At 47.0% G+C, this 24,090-nt stretch carries 17 protein-coding genes, 4 tRNA genes and 1 pseudogene; 16 read left to right on the forward strand and 6 right to left on the reverse strand.

Translation table 11 applies throughout. The annotated features are described in order from the left end of the window. Window positions 1-421: 421 nt before the first annotated feature. From H3H32_RS25185 to H3H32_RS25210, 6 genes are all read right to left on the reverse strand, one after another. Entirely contained in the window at window positions 422-3,571 is a 3,150-nt protein-coding gene (locus tag H3H32_RS25185; protein WP_182458530.1) for an efflux RND transporter permease subunit, read from the reverse strand. Between the two features lie 131 nt (window positions 3,572-3,702). Beyond that, window positions 3,703-4,806 carry an efflux RND transporter periplasmic adaptor subunit gene (locus H3H32_RS25190; protein ID WP_182458531.1) on the reverse strand — a complete coding sequence of 368 codons (1,104 nt, stop codon included), beginning with the start codon at window positions 4,804-4,806 and terminating at the stop codon, window positions 3,703-3,705. A 9-nt stretch (window positions 4,807-4,815) separates the two neighbouring features. After that, window positions 4,816-6,174 carry a TolC family protein gene (locus H3H32_RS25195; protein WP_182458532.1) on the reverse strand — a complete coding sequence of 453 codons (1,359 nt, stop codon included), beginning with the start codon at window positions 6,172-6,174 and terminating at the stop codon, window positions 4,816-4,818. A gap of 42 nt (window positions 6,175-6,216) precedes the next feature. After that, on the reverse strand, window positions 6,217-6,846 hold the full coding sequence (locus H3H32_RS25200) for a TetR/AcrR family transcriptional regulator (protein ID WP_182458533.1): 630 nt from the start codon (window positions 6,844-6,846) through the stop codon (window positions 6,217-6,219). Between the two features lie 305 nt (window positions 6,847-7,151). Next, the gene (locus H3H32_RS25205; protein ID WP_182458534.1) at window positions 7,152-9,659 is read right to left on the reverse strand and encodes a zinc-dependent metalloprotease; all 2,508 of its coding nucleotides are present in this window, start codon (window positions 9,657-9,659) and stop codon (window positions 7,152-7,154) included. A gap of 197 nt (window positions 9,660-9,856) precedes the next feature. After that, a complete protein-coding gene (locus tag H3H32_RS25210; RefSeq protein WP_182458535.1) occupies window positions 9,857-10,330 on the reverse strand; it encodes a DUF4293 domain-containing protein in 474 nt (157 codons plus the stop codon). 116 nt (window positions 10,331-10,446) lie between these two features. Between H3H32_RS25210 and mnmC2 the strand changes: the two genes are divergently transcribed. The 16 genes and pseudogenes from mnmC2 (at window position 10,447) to rpoB (ending at window position 24,009) form a co-directional block, all read left to right on the forward strand. Beyond that, entirely contained in the window at window positions 10,447-11,118 is a 672-nt protein-coding gene (gene mnmC2, locus H3H32_RS25215; protein ID WP_182458536.1) for a tRNA (5-methylaminomethyl-2-thiouridine)(34)-methyltransferase MnmC2, read from the forward strand. An 83-nt stretch (window positions 11,119-11,201) separates the two neighbouring features. Continuing rightward, window positions 11,202-11,792: a thioredoxin family protein gene (locus H3H32_RS25220; RefSeq protein ID WP_182458537.1), complete on the forward strand. Its 591-nt coding sequence runs from the start codon at window positions 11,202-11,204 to the stop codon at window positions 11,790-11,792. A 111-nt stretch (window positions 11,793-11,903) separates the two neighbouring features. Next, the gene (locus tag H3H32_RS25225) at window positions 11,904-13,925 is read left to right on the forward strand and encodes a M13 family metallopeptidase (protein ID WP_182458538.1); all 2,022 of its coding nucleotides are present in this window, start codon (window positions 11,904-11,906) and stop codon (window positions 13,923-13,925) included. A 164-nt stretch (window positions 13,926-14,089) separates the two neighbouring features. After that, window positions 14,090-14,629: a hypothetical protein gene (locus H3H32_RS25230; RefSeq protein WP_182458539.1), complete on the forward strand. Its 540-nt coding sequence runs from the start codon at window positions 14,090-14,092 to the stop codon at window positions 14,627-14,629. A 118-nt stretch (window positions 14,630-14,747) separates the two neighbouring features. After that, window positions 14,748-14,833: transfer RNA gene (locus tag H3H32_RS25235), tRNA-Tyr, on the forward strand. Window positions 14,834-14,939: 106 nt separating this feature from the next. After that, a tRNA-Gly gene (locus H3H32_RS25240) sits at window positions 14,940-15,012 on the forward strand. A gap of 110 nt (window positions 15,013-15,122) precedes the next feature. Further along, a tRNA-Thr gene (locus H3H32_RS25245) sits at window positions 15,123-15,194 on the forward strand. A 175-nt stretch (window positions 15,195-15,369) separates the two neighbouring features. After that, window positions 15,370-16,557 carry an elongation factor Tu gene (gene tuf / locus H3H32_RS25250; RefSeq protein ID WP_182458540.1) on the forward strand — a complete coding sequence of 396 codons (1,188 nt, stop codon included), beginning with the start codon at window positions 15,370-15,372 and terminating at the stop codon, window positions 16,555-16,557. Window positions 16,558-16,670: 113 nt separating this feature from the next. Next, window positions 16,671-16,741, forward strand: a tRNA-Trp gene (locus H3H32_RS25255). A 17-nt stretch (window positions 16,742-16,758) separates the two neighbouring features. Then, window positions 16,759-16,950 carry a preprotein translocase subunit SecE gene (gene secE / locus H3H32_RS25260; protein ID WP_012928967.1) on the forward strand — a complete coding sequence of 64 codons (192 nt, stop codon included), beginning with the start codon at window positions 16,759-16,761 and terminating at the stop codon, window positions 16,948-16,950. A gap of 15 nt (window positions 16,951-16,965) precedes the next feature. Further along, window positions 16,966-17,526, forward strand: a complete 561-nt coding sequence (nusG, locus tag H3H32_RS25265; protein WP_157590380.1) for a transcription termination/antitermination protein NusG — start codon at window positions 16,966-16,968, stop codon at window positions 17,524-17,526. Between the two features lie 168 nt (window positions 17,527-17,694). Beyond that, window positions 17,695-18,138, forward strand: a complete 444-nt coding sequence (gene rplK / locus H3H32_RS25270) for a 50S ribosomal protein L11 (protein WP_111344336.1) — start codon at window positions 17,695-17,697, stop codon at window positions 18,136-18,138. 26 nt (window positions 18,139-18,164) lie between these two features. Next, window positions 18,165-18,864, forward strand: a pseudogene (rplA, locus tag H3H32_RS25275) (50S ribosomal protein L1). A 3-nt stretch (window positions 18,865-18,867) separates the two neighbouring features. Further along, the gene (gene rplJ / locus H3H32_RS25280; protein WP_182458541.1) at window positions 18,868-19,401 is read left to right on the forward strand and encodes a 50S ribosomal protein L10; all 534 of its coding nucleotides are present in this window, start codon (window positions 18,868-18,870) and stop codon (window positions 19,399-19,401) included. Window positions 19,402-19,507: 106 nt separating this feature from the next. Beyond that, entirely contained in the window at window positions 19,508-19,891 is a 384-nt protein-coding gene (rplL, locus tag H3H32_RS25285) for a 50S ribosomal protein L7/L12 (RefSeq protein ID WP_142775445.1), read from the forward strand. A 248-nt stretch (window positions 19,892-20,139) separates the two neighbouring features. Continuing rightward, a complete protein-coding gene (rpoB, locus tag H3H32_RS25290; RefSeq protein ID WP_182464473.1) occupies window positions 20,140-24,009 on the forward strand; it encodes a DNA-directed RNA polymerase subunit beta in 3,870 nt (1,289 codons plus the stop codon). Window positions 24,010-24,090 lie beyond the last annotated feature (81 nt).

Consider the following 24,090-nt stretch of genomic DNA (forward strand, 5'->3'; position numbering starts at 1 on the left):
ATAGTCGCGTAGCGACAGGATGTTTATAGAAATGCAACTCATTCGCCTTTTTAGCGTGCCGTCAGGTACGTAACTATTTCGTCCCCACCGGCACGATGATTACTAAGGTTGGTAATTAAAGTGAATAATGGATGATTTACGAATAGCATGATACTAGTTTTTTGTCATCCCGACGTCAGGAGGGATCTTCGGTAAATAACCAGTTGCCGAAGATCCCTCCTGACGTCGGGATGACAAAAAATAGCATTGTAAATAACTGACAATCAGCTGATAATTTTAGAATCTATCCATTATTCACGTTTGTTTAGGCTACAAACATTTTGTCGCTATGCGACATACAGACAATCACGCAACTCGAATTATAGCAAAAAAGCCGCCCTCATAACAATAGGCGGCTTTTCACAAATTGATTTTATCTCGATTATACTTTCGCCGGATTAGTTGGCACGGGTTTTTCTTTCTTTCCGCTCAAGCGAGCCGACAAACGGCGAGCAGCATTAAATATGTTTTCGAATGTCAGATAAACCGTCGGTACCAGCACGAGCGTAAGCAGGAGCGAACTAATTAGACCGCCAATAATTACCCAGGCCAGCCCATTCTTCGATTCCGATCCGTCGCCCGTAGCTAACGCCATGGGTAACAGGCCAATCGCCATTGCAATGGTCGTCATCAGAATAGGGCGAATCCGTTCGCGACCTGCTTCAACGAGGGCATCAATCGTATTTTTTCCTTCCTCTTTCTGCTGATTGGCAAAGTCAACCAACAGAATGGCGTTCTTGGCTACCAGACCAATCAGCATAATCATCCCTAACATAACGAAGAAAGAGATTGATTGCTCGGCCAATGCCAGCGCTAGGAATGCCCCGATAATGGCCATCGGAATAGAGAACAGGACGACAAATGGCCGAAAGTACGAGTTATATAGTGCCACCATCAGCAGATACACAAATGTGATAGCCAGTCCCAGCGCAATACCCAGACTACTAAACGCATCCGACTGACGTTCCAGATCGCCCTTCAGTTTGTAGGTGACGCCACCCGGTAATTGCTTCGTTTTCAAAATATTGTCAATCTCCGTTCCGACCGTACCCGTTGGACGACCGACTACGTTGGCGTTGACGAATAAAGACCCTACCCGGTTGTAGCGAGTTAACTGCGTTGCACCAGTCCCCAGACTCAGATCGGCAATCTGTCGAACCTCAATCAATTTACCTTTACCATCGGGAACGGTCAAGTTTCCTACGTCATCTTTACTCTGGCGATTAAACTTGTTGAGTTCAACCCGAATGTCGTAATCACGACTACCAATCCGGTATTTACTATCCGTATTTCCCGAAAAAGCGGTCTGCAAGGTTGCCCCTACATTCGCGACCGAAACCCCGTATTGGGCCATTTGACGACGATCGAGGTTTACTTTGAGTTCTGGTTTAGGATCATCTACGCCTAACTCAACGTCGGTTGTTCCACTTACCGATTTCACAATCTGCTTCACAACAGCCGCTGCTTTCTCTAAGTCCTGCTGCGAATTACCCTGCAACAAAATCTGAATCGGAGCGGCATTCGCGCCACCTGTAATGGCCAGCGGTGCCGATTTGACGTTCAGGCCAGGCGTTTTCATAATCTCGGCCTTTGTCTGAGCGGCAAACTTTTCGATTGAAATAGTCCGTTGCTGTTTCGGCAAAATAGTCACCGTAATTTCAGCTTTGTGGTAAGGTGTAGAACCCAGTCCACCGCCCGAGGCAGCACTCGAATACCCAACGTTGCTGTTCACTTTCGTAACCAATGGGTTACTCATCAATTGCTTTTCGATCTTCTGACAAATCCGATTGGTTTCGGCCAGACTGTTGAAAGGCTCACCTTCGATCTGAACAATAAATTCTCCCTGATCACTTTGCGGGAAGAAGGTTGTTCCGATGAAACCACCACCCACCAGGCCAAATGAGGCAATCAGAAGGGCAATTGCGGTAATGAACACCCAACGTTTGTGATGCAGCCCCCAGGTCAGTAAGCGAGCGTACGCGTGTTTAAGCGAATCGAATTGTCCTTCAAACCATTTCAGGAAGCGTTTGCCAAGGCCACGACCGTTGAGATCGGTCTCTTTGGCAAAACGAGAAGCCAATAACGGTGTGATGGTAAACGACACCGCCAGCGACATGAGGGTCGAGAACACAACCACCAGCGAGAACTCTCGAATGATGTTCGCAATGAGGCCCTGTACAAAAACCAGCGGCAGGAACACCACCACGTCGACCATTGTAATAGCCAGCGCAGTAAACCCAATTTCATTCCGACCGTCGAGCGAAGCCGTTCGCCGATCTTTACCCATTTCGAGGTGGCGGTAAATGTTCTCTAATACCACAATCGAGTCATCGACCAGAATACCAACGACCAGCGATAAGGCCATCAACGTCATCAGGTTAAGCGTAAAGCCCAACAGGTACATCGGCACGAATACCGAGATAATGGAAGCCGGTACCGATACCATGACGATAAAGGCATTTCGGATACTGTGCAGGAACAACAACATCACAAGGGCCACCAGCACAACGGCAAACTCAAGGTCGAAAATAACCCCTTCGGCAGAGGCCAGTGTGTACGTCGATGAGTCACTGGTGATTTCGAATTTCAGGCCAATGTTGGCGTATTGCTTTTCGATACCACCCAGAATAGCCTTCACCTGCTGGCTGATTTCCACCGCATTGGCATCGGTCTGTTTCTGAATCGAGATACCGATAGATTCACGACCGTTGATCCGGTTGATGGTCGTGGCATCGGCAACGCCATCCGTTACCGTTGCCACATCGCTCAGTATAACGTTCGTTCCATTGGCCGATGTCACAAGCGGAGCATTCCGAATCTGATTGATATCGGTAAACTTACCGGCTAGCCGAATGGCGTATTGTGCCTGATCGGTTTCAATTCGTCCCGTCGGGTAATCGAGGTTGGCTGAATTTACGGCCTGCGTTACCTGCGCCAATGACAGGTTATACAGCTTGAGTTTGTTCGGATCAACACCAATTTTGATTTCGCGCTGGCGGCCACCCGTTAAGGTTACCTGTCCTACCCCATCCACTTTCGTCAGCTGAGTACGAATCTGATCGTCGACCAAATCGTAGAGTTTAGTTGCTTCCAGATTTCCCCGAACACCCATCCGAATAACGGGCACATCGTCGGTCGAGAATTTTTGCAGCGTTGGCGATTCTACCTCATCTGGCAATTGCGAAAGTACTGCGTTTACTTTTCGCTGGGCATCCTGCAACGCCTGGTTTGCATTGGCACTGGCCGACAATTCAATCTGAATAATCGAAAGCCCTTCCTGACTGGTCGAACTTATATTTTTCAGATTTTCGAGCGATGACACCGCATCTTCCAGCTTTCGCGTTACGGAGTTTTCAACCTCGCCTGCAGCGGCACCCGGATAAGTTGTGATAACGGTCACAACAGGCGCATCGAACTTCGGCAACAGGGTATAGTTCAGGCTTTTATACGAGATAAAGCCCAAAATACCCAGGATCGTGAAAGCCACTACAACCAGCGTCGGGCGTTTAATGGCGACTTCAGTTACTGACATGGTCTTATTTATGGTTTTGGGTTTAAGGTATTCGGTTTACGGTTTATGGCCTTTTTTAGTCGACCAGTACCGATACGGTAAGACCGCTTTGCGCAGCCATAACCCTAAAACCGAATACTGTAAACCATCTTTTAAGGATTGACCGCTACCGATGTATCCACTTTGCTTTGAGCTGCGCTACCCTGATTGACAGTCACTTTAGCCCCGTTAGTCAGATTCAGCTGACCGTTTACAACGATTGCTTCTCCTTGTTTCAGGCCCTCAAGCACCTGATACTGATCACCGCTGTCGTAACCAAGCCGGATTTTACGGATGCGGGCTACGTTGTTTTGCACAACATATACACTGGCACTATCGGCCCCGCCGACCAAAGCTCGACGCGGTATAAACAACCCATTGATTCCCTGTTTAAAGGTAAAGTTTGCATTCGCCAGCGTACCTGCTTTCAGTTGATTCTTACTGTTGTTGCTCAGGTAAATTTCAACGGGATAATTGTGTAAATCGTCACCCTTGGGACTGATATAATGCACCAGACCCGAGAACGTTACGCCCGGAAATGCCTGTGCCGTAATGGTTGCTTTATCGCCCAATTGAAGTTGATAAACCGCCTGCTCCGGCACGTTGACAACCAGTTTCAAATCCTGTAAATTAATGACCGACGCGAGGACAGCACCAATGGCTACATATTCACCGTTTTCCACTTTTTTGTCGTACACATACCCGCTGATCGGTGCAATAACGGCCCCGTTACCCAATACGCGCTGCTGTTGTTTTGTGTTCAACAGAGCCGTAGCATACTGGTCTTTGTACTTCTGATAGGCTTCCTGAGTTACAGCTCCACCTTGCAGCAATCGCTCGTAACGCTCCATTTCACGCTTGGCATTAGCCACATTCGTTTCATTGTTTTCAACAACAACGCCCTGAACAGGGTCCTGAACGTAGCCAACCTGCTGCCCTTTTTTCACGAACGTACCGAGCACCAGTTTAAAGTTTTGAAGCTTTCCCCGTGTTTCGGCGATGATGTCACCTTCGTTCTGGGCGGCTATCGTTCCCAGCAGCGACAGATTCTGATCGATGCGTTCGTACGCAACGGGCTGCACATCCACAACGGGCGTTGTCTGGAACTGTACTGACGACGTCTTGGCGGCATCAATATCTTTTTTGTTGTTTATCAATCGGAAGGCAATCAGCGCGATCAGGCCAGCTACCGCTCCAATTATAAGTATTCGTTTCATGGTAACTGTTTATTTTTGAGTGACGTATTGAAGTATGGTTCCCTGTGAATTTTCGTAGTCTAGCCGGGACTGATACAGACTAATTAATTTATTGGCTAAGTTGTTTTGCGCCGTAGTCAGCGCGTCTTTGGAGTCAATCAGTGTTACCGACGTCGCAATTCCTTCCTTGTATTCCAGCTCGGTAACCGTCAGAATTTTGCGGGCAAGCGTTATGTTATCCCGTTCGCGCTGAATGTCGATCACCAGATTCTGATAGCTGACTTGGGCGTTACTCAGGTTCAGTTGTGCCGACTCGCGCGCCAGAATTTGTTGCAATCGAAGTGATTCCAGATTCAATCGATTTTCGCGATCTCGGTATTTCCGTTGATTACCATCGAAGGGCGTCCAGGAGAGAGTCAGGCCGATTGTCGAGCTTTTGAACCACGATTGACTACCATCGAAAAAGCTAAACGTTTGTCGTTGAGCATTGGTAGCGTACGTTCCATAAAAACCCAGCGATGGATAATAGCCCCGGTTATTCGACTGACGATTCAAATCCTGCAATTCCGTGTTTAAGACTAACTGCTTAAAATCAGGGCGATTTTCAACGAAGCGCCCGTCTGCCATTGGCAATTCATTTACCTGCAATTCTTTCTCAACCTCCAGCGGCTGAAGCGTCAGCGTTTCGGCAAGCGGCATCCCCATCTGATATTTCAGTTGGTTAATGGCCTGTTCGTAATTTCGGTTAGCCTGCTCCAGTTGCGATTGTAGGTTGTTTCGATTCAGTTGAATACGCCCAAAATCGATCTCGCGTGTAGTTCCGTTTTTCAGACGAACCTGCTCCTGCCGCAACAGCGTATCCGACGAATTCAGGTCCCGAATGGTCAATCGTTTTTGTAAATCAATAACCAATGTCTGGTAATAGGCTCGTGCAATATTATACGCCTGCGTCTGTTCGGCCTGAAGTGTAGCCTGCGCCTTCACCTGAGTCGAGATTTTAGCGGCTTTCAGCGCTAACCCAAATGAAGGATCAAAGATTTTTTGATCCACCCGACCCGTTAACGTAGAGCTGTACTGTGTACCAAATTGAACGGGAAGAAAGGTACCAGGCTGGCCAAAAAACTCACCAGGTAACAACTGAACTGGAATCTTAACGTTGTCCAGCAACGAGCCCGATACCGACACCTGTGGAAGATTTTTACCAATAACCTGCTGCGTTTGGGCAACTGATATTTGCTCATTTACACGGGCAATTTTTATGTTCGGATTATTGACCCGTGCGTACTCAACGCATTGCGCCAGGGTGTAGCCTCCCAATGGCGCATTTTGTGCACTGGCCCAACTGGTTAGCAGGCTCAGCATCAGTAGCATTAGCGTAGTGTGCTTCATGCTTTTCATTGTTTATAAAATCTAAGTGAAGTCAAAATGGATTTATAGGCTTTTTATGAATCGGCGAATAGCCCGCTCGAATAAGTTGGTGGGATCTTTAAATAGAGCGATCATTTTAGGGTCCTGTACGTTTTCAAGCATTTTGGCCCCTTGCTCTGGTCGAATGTTTGTAATGAGATTGATATAACCCTGCATCAGGCAAAACCAGTTAAAAATCAGTTCGCCCATATTTTCTGTATCTGGACTAACCTCCCGGAATAAGCCTTCAATTTTCTGTTTGGCATCCTCCATTCCCTCACGCATCATATCCCGTTGCTGCTCCATTCGTTCCGGGTTATGCATTAGGCGAAATATTTCGGGTTTTTCATTGGCGAATGTCCACTGCACCATCGACAGCCTGACGATCTTTTCTTCGGCACTTAACTCCATAGCCAGAATCTCATCAAACACCCGTCTATTTTCAGTATGTCCCTCCTTTACAATGTTTAGGAGTACATCCTCTTTATTCTGGAAGTGTTCATATACAATCGGGGGCGTGTAGTCGATGGCCTCGGCTATACTCCGAATGGTCACGGCATTCCAGTCTTTCTCACGGGCAATCTGCCGGGCTGCGTCTAAAATACGCTGTCGGATTTCTGCCTTTTGCCGAGTTCTACGATCTATAACACTCATTATCTAACAACTTGCAAATTATCTAACAAAGATAGATTTTATTTGTTTCGTCAAATTCGATTTTTATCAAAAATTGTATAAACGGTTGATTTTAAACGATAAAAGGCCATTACATCCCGAAGGTGCAATGGCCTTTCTCAATAAAATACTATTTATTATCAATTCACTCTAGTAGCACCAGTGGTGTCGGTTTCTTCAAACCGACACGGAGAGGTTTCTCAAAACCTCGTTTATGAACTGCATGAGGTTTTGAGAAACCTCGCGGGTCAGGTTTAAGAACCTGACCTCACGCTCATCCAAGACACTTAAAACTCCCAGTCGCAGGCCGGAGCTAACCAATCCTGACCCGTGTCAATTGGCATTCCATCGGGTGGTGTTTGGGGGTTTGTTGGCTTGACGTCGGCAACGTTACCATCAGCCCGCCGAATCTGATCAAGCGCGAATAAACGGTGAGCAGCTCCTTTCGGGTTTGTTACTGGGGCAGTAAGTTTCGTTTTCAGTTGGCTAATTTTTAGCAAGGCCACTGCCCGAACCTGCGGGGTACCCTCCTGGTTATTAGCCAGATCAATCAGTTTTTGCAGCACTAACTTGTCGGTCAACCGCTTTACCTCAGCCTGATAACTATCCGTTGGCTCGGCTTTATACCAGGTAGCTCCCAACAGTTGATCAAACATCGATTCAAGGCTCAGTTGAGCAGGATCGACAGCCGATTGTGCAACCAACCGACTAACCCGTTCGCTATTCATCAGCATCTGAAGTGTCATGCCAGCCGCAGCTTCGGGCGCTGCCATTGGATCGAACGATAAGCCTGTCCGCCGTTTGAACACCTCCCGCGGATTAGGATCATAACGGAATGGATGTGGCGGAATGAGAGCCAGTATCGATTTGGGAACCGCCAGGAAAGCCGGATCGATTGTAGCCAGCAAGGCATCTAAAGCCCGTTTTTGCTCTTGAACTGGCACTGTCGATACAACAGGTTGGCCATCACCTCTAAGTGCATTGGTATAGAGTTGTCCGCCCACTACTTTCGACGCTGCTTCTACCTGATAGCGATGGAACATATACATAGGTACCAGCACTTCTTCAAGCGTTGCCATTGGCGTACCAACCGGAATTTTCTTCTCAGAGAAATTACTTAGCGCCATCCGCCGAACATCCGATACCCGTTTTAACTCATCAACGGCATTTGAGCCATTATCCCACAAGTGCGTAGCTGGGTGAACGGAACCTTCAGGACGGGCGTCTTTATCGGTCAAAAACGTCAGCCCCGTCTTATGCATATCGTTCACAATCTTGTTCAACGCCTGTTTTTCGTCTGTACCGGCCGGAAACTGCTCATATCCATAGCGAATACTCCATTTGTCGTACTCACCGATGTTTTTCGCATAGGCATCTGATAGATCAATGCTGGCACCTTTTATTTTGGCCACCATAGTCGGATAATCCATAACAGACGCCCGTCCAAACATACCTCCGCCTTGTGCACTGGCGATGTAGTTGTGCGGCAAACCAAGCGTATGGCCAACTTCATGAGCCGCCAGTTGTCGCAACCGTTCAATCGACATTTGCATCATCGGATCAGAAGCAGGAGCCGTTGCACCTGAATAATCACCCACCAAGCCCTGCGCAATCAAGTAATCCTGCCGAACCCGAAGGGAGCCAAGCGTAACCTTCCCTTTAATAATCTCGCCCGTACGTGGATCACTGATGCTCCCGCCATACGACCAGCCACGTGTAGATCGGTGAACCCATTGCACCAGATTATAACGAATGTCCATTGGGTCGGCATCAGCCGGAAGCAGTTTAACCTGAAACGCATCTTTATAACCAGCCGCTTCAAATGCCTGATTCCACCAGGCCGTACCATCCATCAGCGCCGACCGAATTGGTTCTGGCGTGCCGGGATCTATGTAATAAATGATGGGTTTAACGGCTTCACTCACAGCCGCCGACGGATCTTTTTTCTCCAGTCGGTGCCGCGAAATATAGCGTTTCATGATGGGCTGACTAACCGGTGTTGCGTAGTCAAAATACTCAATGCCACCGTAACCAATACGCGGATCGAATACACGAGGTTTGTAACCCGCATCGGGCAATTGTACGAATGAATAATGCTGGTGAATCGTAACAGCCGTAGGAGTTGGCACAACTTCACGTAAATAAGCGCCCGGATTATCGCCCGTCAACGTAATAATCGTCTCGAACTCGGTATTTTGTGGAAAAGCCTTTGTTCGAGGCAAATACATGGCACTACGTGCTGGATCAAATTTGAACGCTCCCTGTCGGGTTCGGGTAATAGCTTGCACTGCCCCAACCAAATCCTGCATCAGAAATGGAGTGAGATCAACCAGAACTTTCCGACCCGTCGGACCGTCCCCTTCCTCCGCAACAACATCGAAGCCAGCATGAACAGATTTGGCAAATGATTCTTCAACGGCCCTACGTTCGAGCGGGTCATTACTGATAGCCCGGTAGCTGTAGTTGGGTTCAATCATCAGAACCTTATTCCCACTACGTTGGAATTTCACAATGTGCTCCTGACCTAAACGACCCCGGTCAAGTCCAATATCATTAGAACCAACGCCTTGGGCCAGCGTCGGGTAGAACAAAAGTTCAGTATCGAATTTGTCAATTTCGAGCCAGATTTTGCCTTTTTTAGCATCCCAGTAATAGGTAAGAAAACCGGAATTTCGCTCCATACCAGCTGTAAACGTAGCAATGCTGGCAGATGAACTGGCGCCAGTGGGGGCTTGGGCAACCAGTAAGCGTGTAGCTGTTAGTAAGTAAAGAAGTGTAAATAAGCGTTTTCGCATTTTTTGAGCAGAGGTTGTAGTTGCTGCTCAAGTTACGGCAAAAACGCTTACTCAAATAAAACGAGGGCAGGACAAGTTTAGTCGACACAGATTGTGCCTCCTTTTTTTGACAGGATTACAGGATTTTTTGTGAGCAGAAATCCTGTTAAATCCTGTAATCCTGTCAAAAAATAATTGTTCTACAACCAGTAGAACAATTATCGAATTCGATCAGAACCACGCACCAGTTTTTCATCCCGACGGATGAATCGGTTTGCTAATGCGTTGAAAACGAGGGCCGCAATGATGGCATAAAAGCCAAACAGAAACGTTCCCTGATCGGCAGGATTGCCATAGGATTTTCCAGCGTAGAGCGTCCGATAAAGAATAATACCCATGATGGCCGTGAGCATGAGTGCATTCACAGCACACAAGGCCGTTTGAGTCAGTCGGTTACGGTATTGAAAGATCGCATACAGCGAAACCAATCCGACCAAAGCAATTAATAACGCCAAATACCAGATCGTATCGGCATACGTTGTAATTCCTTCCTGGTGGCTATATTGGAGGGCAGATAGATGCGCCATCTCCGGTGATTTCAGCCCGGCTTTTTCCCAGATCGGGTTAGTGAGGGCAATGCCCATGGCAACAGTAATAAGAAACAGAAACACTGTTTGAATGCGTTGAATCATTGTTTGTAATGGATAATGAATAATGGTTAATGTATAATGAGTTCGTACATTAACCATTGTACATTATCCATTATACATTAAACTATGTGCAAAAATAGCCCAAAAACTGATAGCTTATGAAGGCAGACGTTCGTCTGATCGTAACGGCAGATGGTTCGCATACAGCCATAAACCAAGCCCTCGACAAAACATATCATTCGATTCATGGCGCTTACCAGGAGTCACAACGGGTTTATATTAAACTGGGGTTACTAGAAGCCTTCGACAAATTCCCTAGTGAAGAATTACACATTTTTGAAATGGGATTCGGAACGGGCCTAAACGCCTTGCTGACTGCCCGTGAGGCCAATATTCATCAAAGACGTGTGCACTACACGGCTATTGAGGCTTATCCAATGTCGACGGAAGATGCACACCAATTGAACTTCGATGCCCTCTTAGCTACTGATTATCTGACCAGACTGCACGAATCACCCTGGAATGAATCCGTTGACATCAGCCCTTATTTTACGCTAACCAAGATCGAAAATCGCCTGCAGGATTGGCAGACAACAGAGCGCTTTCATGTGATTTATTACGATGCTTTTGCGCCCAGCGCTCAGCCTGAGCTATGGGAGCCCGAAATCTTTGTACAACTGGCTCATTTATTGCTGCCCAATGGTATGTTGACCACGTATTGTTCAAAGAGTTACGTACAACGAAATATGAGAGAAGCTGGCCTGATCGTTGAAAAACACCCAGGTCCACCCCACAAACGTGATATTTTAAGAGCGGTAAAACTGAATTGAACTGACTTTGCGGTTAAAAAAACAGGCTTTTACGAATTTTATAACTTCCTGAACGTTATTAATCCAAACAACACATCACTTGTATGAACCGTCTGATTCTCTTCTTTGCTGGCTTCGTTTTGCTGACGATCAGCGCTTTTCGAACAACGCTACCCACCGAGCGACTCATCAGCAAACCTACCGATGAAGGTAAGCACATCAAATGGCTAACTATTGAGCAAGCCTACGCTTTAACCCAAAAGAAGCCTAAAAAATTTGTAGTCGATGTATATACAGACTGGTGTGGTTGGTGTAAAGTAATGGATCGCGAAACCTTCTCGAAACCAGGCATTGTCGATTACGTCAACGAGAATTTTTACCCCGTTCGATTCAATGCCGAGCAAACCGCTGATGTAACGTTGGGCAAGCAGACCTTCAAATACATAAGCGGAGGAAGTCGGGGGGTTCATGAGTTAGCGGCTGCCATGCTGAAAAACCAGATGAGCTATCCGACAACGGTGTTTTTAGATGAGAAATTTAATCTGATTCAGCCCATAGCGGGTTATCTGGAGCCACGTACCTTCCACCAGATTATTACCTATTTCGGCAAAAACTACCATCAGAAAGAACCGTTTGACCAGTATAAGACGGGCACTTATAAAGAATTTCAAGGTGCTCTGACAGCTAGTAAATAGTTGACTTTTGTAACGCGGGTGGAAGCCCGTGCTTGTAGTACTTTACAAGCACGGGTTTCCACCCGCGTTACTTATTTTTGTAGCCTTTCTTAACTTCAAATTGGCGCTTACATGACAAAACGCGTGGTTTTTCTTTTTGCAGTGGCTATAGCTATCGGTTTTCTGGCAGCCAGCCCTCCTAAATTCATCGACCCCCAGAACATGGATTTATCCGTGAAACCAGGCGACAATTTTTACCAATATGCCAACGGGAATTGGCTCCGCAAAAATGCAGTTCCAGCGTCAAAAACTTCCTGGGGAAGCTTCAATGAACTACGTGAAAAGAGTCTTGATGCCATGAAGTCATTGCTCGAAGATGCTACCAAAACCGCTACAAAAGGCCGTCTTTATCAAATGGTAGGCGATTACTATATGAGTGGTATGGATAGTATTACCATTGAAAAACGTGGATTCGACCCGATTAAAGCCGATCTGGCTCGGGTTGACAAAGTCAATAATAAGGCCACTTTCTTCGATGAACTTGCTTATCAGCGTACCCAAAGTAACGGGATGTTGTTCGGATTCGGCGTAGTAACCGATCGAAAAAACGTCAATAAATACCTCCCTCAGTTCAGTCAGGGAGGCACTACCCTTCCGGATCGCGATTATTACCTAAAAAATGATGCGCGTAGTCAGAAAATTCGGAACGCCTATCTCGACAATCTGACTCAACTATTTACCCTGATTGGCGAGGAACCAACGCAGGCATCGCAGGACGCCGAAATAATTATGCGCGTTGAAACAGCGCTGGCAAAGGCCCAAATGCCGCGTGTTGACATGCGCGACCCCTATAAAACCTATAACAAAATGACCGTTGCCAGCTTCAGGCAGCAAACACCGGGTATTAACTGGAGCGATCAGCTAACAAAATATGGGGCAAAAGGACAAGATACTGTTTTGGTGCAAAGCCCAGCTTTTTTTCGCTCGTTGGATAGCCTTGTGTCCATCACTCCTATTGAAGATTGGCGAACCTACATGCGCTGGAACATCATCAAAGGCGCTGCTCCCTATCTGAGCGATGCTTTCGTTAAACAGAATTTCGCCTTCTCAAAAGTCCTGTCTGGCCAAAAAGAACAAACACCTCGCTGGCAGCGAGTCAGTATGCTGATTGACGGCACACTAAGCGATTTATTAGGACAACTCTATGTAGAAAAGTATTTCAAGCCAGAAGCCAAGCAACGAATGTTGGCTTTGGTTAACAACCTCGAAGCATCTTTTCAGGAGCATATCAAAAACCTTGACTGGATGAGTGAAGGCACCAAGAAAAAAGCGCTCGCGAAACTATTGGCTTTCAAACGAAAAATCGGCTATCCCGATAAATGGAAAAGCTACGAGGGTGTAACAATTGATCGGAATGATTTCTACGGAAACGTGAAATCTGCAAGCAAGTGGTCGTACAATCAGATGATTAGCCGCTTAGGTAAACCAGTAGATCGCACGGAATGGGGTATGACACCACCAACCGTAAACGCACAATACAGCCCGGTCAATAATGACATTTCGTTCCCAGCGGCCATTCTGCAGTTCCCTTTCTTCGATTTTAATGCCGATGATGCCGTAAATTATGGCGGCATTGGGGCCGTAATTGGGCACGAAATGACGCACGGCTTCGATGATTCGGGCCGACAATATGATGCCGATGGCACATTGCGTGATTGGTGGACTAAAGACGATGCTACTAAGTTCAAAGAACGAGCCGATAAAGTCCGCGATCAGTTTTTTGGTTTTAAAGTACTCGACTCAATCAAAGTCAATGGGCAACTGACCCTCGGCGAAAATCTCGCTGATCTGGGTGGCTTGGCTATTGCGTACGATGCCTTCAAAAAAACGCCACAAGGCAAATCGAGTGGCAAGAAAAGCCTGATTGACGGATTCACTCCCGATCAGCGTTTTTTTCTATCCTGGGCGCAAGTGTGGCGTAGCAATCAGCTTCCAGAATCGACGGCCCAGCGCATCCTGACGGATCCACATGCCCCGGATATTTATCGGGTCAATGGCCCATTGTCAAATATTGATGCCTGGTATCAGGCCTTCAATATTCAAGCCGGCGACAAATTATTTAAGCCCAAAGACCAACGGATACGAGTCTGGTAAAAAAATTCTTCGGGGAGTAGAAAGCCGCACCTAAATCATTATGTGCGGCTTTTGCGTGTAAGAATGGATGCATAGTTTCCTTAACTTTCGACGCGTTTCAGGCTGTAGATACAGCTAGATAATTGACAGCTCGCTAAACCCTATAAACCACCTTTACCCTTATCATGAAAACGGCCTATCTTTTCGTTCTTTCGGCAAGTATTATTCTATCCTGTCAGACTAAGCCAAAGCAGGAATCAACGGCATCAACAGCGACTACAGCAACCGAAGACAGCGCAACTGCATTGACAAAACGTCCTGGTCCTGATACACCCCGATCTGCTGCAGACCGCTTAATTAGAGCACTTTACTTCGAGCATAACGTCAAAGAAAACCCCTTTCGTAAGAAGAAAGACCGTTCGCTCATCGATCAGTTTTTTACAAAATCAACTGGCGATCTAATCTGGAATGATGCCCAGAAATCAACCCCTAAAGTAAACCGAACCAACGTTAATTTACTCTTTAACGCACCCGATGCAGCGATTAAAAAGACGTGGGTTCTGCCCGCCGTTATCGGGGGAACGCACGCTATTGTGTACGTTACGTTCGAAAATAAAGCCAAGCCCGAAGAGCTTAAAATTGACATGCAGCAAGTGGCTGGTCGGTGGCGTATACAGGAAATTTCGTATCCAGATGGCAAGCAATTGACGAGCTTATTCCAGTAAGATTTTAGGGCTCTCAAAATTATTTTTGGAGCATCTGTTGACAACACCACAAAAACGTGTAATTTTGCAACTCCAAAACCGGAAGCGGGGTCGGAATTGTTCTTTAAAAGTGTTCTTCGGGGAGTTTCCAGAGTGGCCAAATGGATCAGACTGTAAATCTGCTGGCGTACGCCTTCGGAGGTTCGAATCCTCCACTCCCCACCAAAAAGAAGTTATAAAGTTCTATAGTTAAAGAGTTATAAAGTTGGCAATTGCATTCGCAAACAACTGCATAGCTGTAAAACCTTACAACTGTATAACTTCTTTTTTTGCGGAAGTAGCTCAATTGGTAGAGCGATAGCCTTCCAAGCTATAGGTTGCGGGTTCGAGACCCGTCTTCCGCTCAATGGTTAAGTTTTAAAGTCATATTGTCATAAAGTTGTATAGTTAGAATGGCTTGCCAACACAAACTTTACAACGCGTTAACGGTAAAACTTTATAACTCCAGCAGTAAGCCGTTATAGCTCAGCGGTAGAGCACTTCCTTGGTAAGGAAGAGGTCCGGGGTTCAAGTCCCCGTAACGGCTCAAGACTTCTAAAACGAAGTCTTTTTTGACGGTACGGCTTCGGTCGTCCGACGCCCATCGGTGTTAAGCCCAATTGGTATCAGCCCTCAAAACGGGATGATTTCGCTGGGTTTAATTTATGTTCAGCGAATTCATTCAATAACAAAAAAACAGTTCACAATAGCGTTTTAAAAACATGGCAAAAGAGAATTTTGACCGCTCGAAACCGCACGTTAACATCGGTACGATTGGTCACGTTGACCACGGTAAAACGACGCTTACGGCTGCCATTACGAAAGTGCTGGCCGAAAAGGGTCTAGCAGCAGTACGGGACTTTTCCTCGATCGACAACGCTCCCGAAGAAAAAGAGCGTGGTATCACCATCAATACATCGCACGTTGAGTATGCAACGGCGAACCGTCACTATGCCCACGTTGACTGCCCAGGCCACGCTGACTATGTGAAAAACATGGTGACTGGTGCTGCTCAAATGGATGGCGCTATCCTCGTGGTAGCTGCTACTGACGGACCAATGCCTCAGACTCGTGAGCACATCCTGCTTGCTCGTCAGGTAGGCGTGCCTCAGCTCGTTGTATTCATGAACAAAGTGGATATGGTTGACGATCCTGAGCTGCTCGAACTCGTTGAGATGGAAATCCGCGAGCTATTGAGCTTCTATAACTTCGACGGCGATAACATCCCAGTTATTCAAGGTTCAGCTCTTGGTGGCCTGAACGGCGATGCGAAATGGGTTGCTACCATCGAAGACCTGATGCAGAACGTAGATGACTTCATTCCTCTGCCTCCTCGTCAAACAGAGCTTCCATTCCTGATGCCAGTAGAGGACGTATTCTCGATCACAGGTCGTGGTACAGTTGCTACAGGTCGTATCGAACGGGGTGTAATCAACTCGGGTGAGCCAGTTGAAATCCTGGGTATGGGTGCTGAAAACTTGAAATCAGTTGTAACGGGTGTTGAAATGTTCCGGAAAATTCTGGACCGTGGTGAAGCCGGTGACAACGTAGGTCTTCTGCTCCGTGGTATTGAAAAAACCGATATCCGTCGTGGTATGGTTATTTGTAAGCCAGGTTCAGTAAAACCACACGCGAAGTTCAAAGCTGAGGTTTACGTACTGTCGAAAGAAGAAGGTGGTCGTCACACTCCATTCTTTAACAAGTATCGTCCACAGTTCTACTTCCGTACCACCGACGTAACGGGCGAAATCACTTTGCCAGCTAACGTTGAGATGGTAATGCCAGGTGATAACATCACGATTGACGTAACGCTGATCAACAAAATCGCTATGGAAAAAGGTCTTCGTTTCGCTATTCGCGAAGGTGGCCGTACCGTAGGTGCTGGTCAGGTAACAGAAATCCTCGACTAATTCGAAGTATTTTAAAACAAGTGCATTTCTTACCAGAGATGCACTTGTTTTTTTAATATTAATTCGTACTTTTGCAGTCCGTTTCAGAAGCACGCTGATACGGTTTATTTTAAACGGGTGTAGTTCAAGGGTAGAATAGCGGTCTCCAAAACCGTTGATGGGAGTTCGAATCTCTCCACCCGTGCAAATCCTTTACATCGAATGGACAAGTTTATATCGTTTCTGAAAGCCTCCTGGGAGGAAGTTCAGCATAACGTGACTTGGCCTAAATTCAGCGATCTACAATCCAGTTCAACACTGGTACTGGTAGCTTCGCTGATTTTTGCGCTATTGGTCGGGTTAATTGATTTAGTGTTCGAGAACGGACTGAACGCATTTTATCAGTCATTCTAAACTGGCTTAGGAAACATGAGCGGCATACAATGGTACGTCATTCGGGCGGTGTCGGGTCAGGAGAAGAAAATCAAATCCTATCTCGACAATGAAATTATCCGGCAGAAGTTGGACGAAGTTATTCCGCAGGTATTAATTCCCGCGGAAAAGGTGTACGAAATGCGCAACGGTAAGAAGCGTGTTCGGGAAAAGTCATTCTTCCCAGGTTACATTCTTATTTCGGCTGATCTGGGTAATAACCGGGCTCTCGACATGATTTTGAATATGCCGGGTGTGTTGGGTTTCCTGGGTAATTCACAGGTGGGTACAACATCGAAAGTTCCTGTTCCTTTACGTCAAGCTGAAGTTAACCGTATTTTAGGTAAGGTTGATGAAGAAGCACAGGAAGTAGCAGCCCCAACTGTTGGCTACCTGAAAGGTGAAAACGTAAAAGTTGTGGATGGTCCATTTGCCAACTTTATTGGCACAGTAGAAGAAGTTTTTGACGACCGGAAGAAATTGAACGTCGTTGTAAAAATATTTGGCCGGAATACTCCGGTAGAACTCAGTTACGCACAAGTAGAAAAGGAAAGCTAATCGTAAGGTTAGTTCTCCGTGGTTCGGTGTCCTATGCTTCCCTCAGAGGATAGCCAGCCAAAACAAGTTGATTAACTGCAAATGGTGTGCGGATTGGTTATGTGACGAACCAATAAGAAACCAGAGCAGAAGCGGGGCCGCCCGTGCGGTCGTAACTCAATTACCACAATGGCAAAAGAAGTAGGTGGCTACGTTAAGCTGCAAGTCAAAGGCGGGCAAGCCAACCCCTCACCTCCAATCGGTCCGGCGCTAGGTTCCAAGGGTTTAAATATCATGGAATTCTGCAAGCAGTTCAATGGCCGGACGCAGGACAAGATGGGTACGGTATTGCCAGTTTTGATTACGTATTATAAGGATAAATCCTTTGATTTCGTCATCAAAACTCCGCCCGCACCGATTCTGCTGATGGAAGCAGCTAAGCTGAAAGGCGGCTCTGCTCAACCAAACCGCAAAAAAGTCGGCTCAGTGACATGGGATCAAGTTCGGACAATCGCGGAAACGAAGATGCCAGACCTGAACGCATTCACGATCGAGTCGGCAATGAAGCAGGTGGCCGGTACGGCCCGCAGCATGGGAATCACGGTGACGGGCACAGCGCCATTCGAGAACTAAACAGACTTGCCGAAGCAAACACACAAATGGCTAAGTTAACGAAAAAACAAAAGGAAGCTCAATCGAAATACGATGCGGCTAAAGAATACTCGCTCCAACAGGCTGCTGAGATTCTGAAGACGATCTCGTATACGAAATTCGATGCTTCCGTCGATATTGACGTTCGGTTAGGCGTTGATCCGCGTAAAGCTGACCAAATGGTTCGTGGCGTTGCTACGTTACCTCATGGTACAGGTAAAACGGTTCGCGTTCTGGTGCTTTGCACCCCGGACAAGGAGAACGAAGCGAAAGAAGCAGGCGCTGATTTCGTGGGTCTGGACGACTATATTCAGAAAATCGAACAAGGCTGGACCGACATCGACGTGATTATCACGATGCCGAGCGTTATGGCTAAAGTTGGTCGTCTGGGTAAAGTTCTGGGGCCACGTGGTTTGATGCCAAACCCTAAGTCGGGTACAGTAACCCCCGACGTAGCGAAAGCAGTTCGCGAGGTGAAAGCCGGTAAAATCGACTTTAAAGTTGATAAGCAGGGCGCTATTCACACCAGTATTGGTAAAGTATCGTTTACGCCAGAAAAACTGGCTGAAAACGCGCAGGAAATCATTTCGACACTACTTCGTTCTGAAGCCTTCATCGGCTAAAGGTACGTATGTGAAAACGATCAACCTGTCGAGCACGATGAGTCCGGGAGTAACGATTGATAAAGGCACAGTAGCCGGTATTTAAGCCATGAAGCGCGAGGACAAAGGAGCAATTATTGAGGAATTAGCTGGTAAGTTCCAGTCGATTCCCTTCTTCTACATCACGGAAGCCAATGGCATGACGGTTGCTGAAACCAACAATCTCCGTCGGATGTGTTTTGAGCGGGGTATCGAGTACAAAGTGGTGAAAAATTCGTTCATCAAAAAAGCACTCGAGCCTCTCGATACGGATTATACGCCGTTCAACGATACGGTGCTGCATGGTCAATCGGCGGTGATGTTTCACCCCGAAAATGGCAAAGCACCGGCGCAGCTTATCAAGGAGTTCCGTAAAACGAACGACAAACTGCAACTGAAGGCTGCTTCAATTGATTATAGCCTATTTATTGGTGCTGATCAACTCGACACGCTCATCGCACTGAAGAGCAAAGAAGAGCTTATCGGCGAAATCATCGGTCTGCTGCAATCACCAGCGAAAAACGTCATCTCGGCGTTGCAAAGTGGTGGCAACAAATTGGCCGGTATCCTCAAAACGCTGTCGGAGCGCGAGGAAGCAGCTTAGCTGTAACGCGGACATCTTGTCCGCACTTTTTCCGATAAATTACATGCGGACAAGATGTCCGCGTTACTTACATATTGTATCACAATCAAATTAAGAAAATACTACAATGGCAGATTTGAAAGCGTTCGCGGAGCAGCTTGTAAGCCTGACAGTTAAAGAAGTTAACGAGCTAGCTACTATCCTGAAGGATGAGTATGGCATCGAACCAGCTGCTGCTGCTCCAGTAATGGTAGCCGGTGGTGCAGGTGCAGGTGATGCTGCTCCAGCTGTAGCTGAGAAGACATCGTTCGACGTTATTCTGAAGTCGGCTGGTGCTGCTAAATTAGCTGTCGTGAAATTAGTGAAAGACCTTACCGGTCTGGGTCTGAAAGAAGCCAAAGAATTGGTTGACACAGCTCCAAAACCAGTGAAAGAAGGCGTTGCTAAAGACGAAGCTGAAGCACTGCGGAAACAACTTGAAGAAGCTGGTGCTGAAGTAGAAGTTAAATAAGCACAAAGCTTTCTCGCATATCGCTCCAGGCAGGGGAGGCCAGACCAACGTCTGGTCTTTTCCTGTTTGGAGACTTTTTGTCTTAGCTATTGCAAAAGACAAACTTATTTCTATTGCTGTATGTTAATTATTTACGCTCCTTGGGTTGGGTGACACCTGGAGCCTGAATACCGCTTAGTTCGAGTGCCGTGGCAAATCTTCGCAACGCACTCATTGAGAATCGGTTACGCACTAAACGAAGCACAATCTTGGCGACAAACGCGAAAATCAGTACGCGCAAAAATTTTGCGACGATTCAGCCAGTGATTGGATATCCAGACTTTCTGGACATCCAAGTAAAATCCTTCAAAGATTTTTTCCAGCTTGACACGCCCTCCAACCAACGGTCGGAAGAAGGTTTGTTCAAAGTTTTTCAGGAAAATTTCCCAATATCTGACTCCCGTGAGAATTTCAAACTGGAGTTCATCGATTACTCTGTCGATCCGCCGAAGTATTCGGTCGACGAGTCTATCGACCGGGGACTGACCTACTCGGTGCCCTTGAAAGCCAAACTGCGCCTTTCGAATAATGATCCCGACAACGAGGATTTTGAAACGATCGAGCAAGAGGTATTCCTGGGTAACATTCCGTACATGACCGAGAAAGGCTCGTTCGTGATTAACGGCGCTGAGCGGGTTATTGTTTCTCAATTACACCGTTCACCAGGTGTGTTCTTCTCGATGAGCAAGCACACGAACGGCACCAAACTTTATTCGGCACGGATCATCCCGTTCAAAGGCTCATGGATTGAGTTCTCGACGGATGTTAACAATGTCATGTATGCTTATATCGACCGGAAAAAGAAATTCCCGGTAACGACGCTGCTGCGTGCCATCGGTTTCGGTTCGGATAAAGACATTCTGGACTTGTTCGGTCTGTCGGAAGAAGTTCCTGCAACCCCCGCTAACCTAAAGAAGGCCATTGGTCGTCGGTTAGCAGCTCGGGTACTGCGCACGTGGACGGAAGATTTTGTGGATGAGGATACGGGCGAAGTAGTTTCCATCAGCCGGAACGAGGTGCTCCTGGAGCGTGACTCGGCTATCTCGGCAGATGACATTGATGTAATCACTGAATCAGGTCAGAAATCGGTCATTCTGCATAAGGAAGACATGAACATGGCCGATTACAATATTATTTATAACACCCTGCAGAAAGATAGCTCTAACTCTGAAAAAGAGGCTGTAGAGCAAATCTATCGGCAGCTTCGGAACGCCGACGCGCCCGATGAACAAACAGCTCGTGAAATCATTCAGAGTCTGTTCTTCTCGGACAAACGCTATGACCTTGGCGATGTAGGCCGTTACCGGATTAACAAAAAGCTCCAGCTTGACATTTCATCGGAAATGAAGGTATTAACCACAGAAGACATCGTGTCTATTGTGAAGTACCTGATTGGTCTGATTAACTCGAAAGCTGTCGTCGATGATATTGACCACTTAAGTAACCGACGTGTTCGGACTGTAGGTGAGCAGTTATATGCCCAGTTTGGTGTTGGTCTGGCACGTATGGCGCGGACGATTAAAGAACGGATGAACGTTCGGGATAACGAGGATTTCAAACCTGTTGACCTGATTAACGCCCGTACATTGTCGTCGGTGATCAATTCGTTCTTTGGTACGAACCAGCTGTCGCAGTTTATGGACCAAACGAACCCATTGGCTGAGGTGACGCACAAGCGTCGTATGTCGGCACTGGGACCTGGTGGTCTGTCGCGTGAACGGGCTGGTTTCGAGGTTCGTGACGTACACTACACGCACTACGGTCGTCTGTGTACTATCGAAACACCTGAAGGTCCGAACATCGGTCTGATTTCGTCGCTGTGTGTTTATGCTAAAATCAATAGCATGGGCTTCATCGAAACCCCCTATCGGATTATCGAAAACGGGAAGGTATCGATGGATAAGCCAGTGATGTACCTGACGGCTGAAGAAGAAGATACACACTATATCGCGCAGGCTAACGCCGACATCGACAAAAAAGGAAACTTCCAGGTAGATCGCCTGAAAGCCCGTTTTGAAGGTGACTTCCCGATGGCTGAACCAGCGAACGTTACGTTCATGGATATTGCTCCGAACCAGATTGTATCGGTGGCGGCTTCCATGATTCCGTTCCTTGAGCACGACGATGCTAACCGTGCCCTGATGGGTTCGAACATGCAACGTCAGGCAGTACCGCTGCTCCGTCCAGAAGCTCCAATTGTGGGTACAGGTTTGGAAGGTCGTGTTGCTGTTGACTCACGGACATTAGTAATTGCTGAAGCGGATGGTGTCATTGACTTTGTTGATTCAACCAAAATTGTTGTTAAATACAATCTGGATGATGATCAACTGGCTGTTACGTTCGATGAAGATCAGAAAACGTACAACCTAATCAAGTTCCGTCGGACGAACCAGGATACTTGCATCAACATTAGGCCAACTGTACTGAAAGGTCAGAAGGTGAAAAAAGGTGATGTACTGTGCGAAGGTTACGCAACTCAGGCAGGTGAGTTGGCACTGGGCCGGAACATGAAAGTTGCTTTCATGCCTTGGCAGGGTTACAACTTCGAGGATGCTATCGTAATCTCGGAACGTGTTGTTCGGGAGGATATCTTCACCTCGATTCACATTGAAGAGTTTGAACTGGAAGTTCGTGATACGAAACGGGGTGAAGAGGAATTAACCTCTGAAATTCCAAACGTAAGTGAAGAAACGGTTCGGAATCTGGACGAAAACGGTATCGTTCGCGTAGGTACAGAAGTTAAAGAAGGCGATATTCTGATTGGTAAGATTACACCAAAAGGTGAAAGTGATCCAACGCCTGAAGAAAAACTGCTTCGTGCCATCTTCGGCGATAAAGCCGGTGACGTGAAAGATGCTTCGAAGAAAGCACCGCCATCCTTGAAGGGCGTTGTTATCGACACTAAGTTATTTGCGCGTCCGGCTAAAGAAGACCGTGGCAAGCACAAAGACGAAGTGAAAGCTCTGATGAAGAAGTACAGCCGCGAACTGAATGACTTCCGGGCACGCATGATTGAAAAAATTGTGCCGCTTTTGGATGGCAAAACCAGTGCGGGTGTGAAGCATAAGTTTGGCGATGAGATCGTTAGTAAAGGAGTGAAGTTCAACCGTAAGAATATTACGGATAACCTGTTCCCTGATAAGAACGCTTATCGTGATGAAAGCAGCTACGCCGTAGCGGAAGAAGCTAACCTCCTGTCGGACATGAATTTGAACGACTGGACGGAAGATCCGAAATTGAACGAGATGATTGTTTCGTTAGTGAAAAACTATAACAATCGTCGGAGTGAGATTACGGGTCGTTTCAAACGCGAACGGTTCACGCTTGAAGTTGGTGACGAACTCCCAGCAGGTATTGTGAAACTGGCTAAAGTTTATATCGCTAAGAAGCGTAAGCTGAAAGTGGGTGATAAAATGGCTGGTCGTCACGGTAACAAAGGGGTTGTTGCCCGGATCGTGCGTGACGAAGACATGCCGTTCCTCGAAGATGGAACAAAAGTGGACATCGTTCTGAACCCACTTGGTGTACCTTCCCGGATGAACATCGGTCAGATCTATGAAACTGTATTGGCCTGGGCCGGTCAGAAATTAGATCGTAAGTATGCAACACCGATTTTCGATGGGGCTACGGAGCAGCAGGTAGCTGATGAGTTGAACGAAGCAGGTTTGCCTTCGTTCGGCCGGACGTACCTCTACAATGGTCTGACGGGTGAGCGTTTCGATCAGCCAGTTACAGTCGGTATCATTTACATGCTCAAACTTGGCCACTTAGTGGACGACAAGATGCACGCCCGTTCAATTGGACCCTACTCGCTCATTACGCAGCAACCGCTGGGTGGTAAGGCGCAGTTCGGTGGTCAGCGGTTCGGTGAGATGGAAGTGTGGGCGTTGGAAGCTTTCGGAGCCTCGAACATCCTGCAGGAAATCCTGACCGTAAAATCCGATGACGTAGTTGGTCGTGCGAAGGCATACGAAGCTATCGTAAAAGGTGAAAACCTACCGAAGCCAAATATTCCTGAGTCGTTCAACGTACTCGTTCATGAGTTACGCGGTCTTGCACTTGAAATTACATTAGAGTAAGGAGAAGGGAGGAAAGGGAGGAAGGAAGAAAGGGTAAAATTCCCCTTTTCCTTCTTCCCTCTCCTCCCTCCTCCCTTTTCT

This window comes from Spirosoma foliorum, from assembly GCF_014117325.1.
In the GTDB taxonomy this organism is placed as follows: Bacteria; Bacteroidota; Bacteroidia; order Cytophagales; family Spirosomataceae; genus Spirosoma; species Spirosoma foliorum.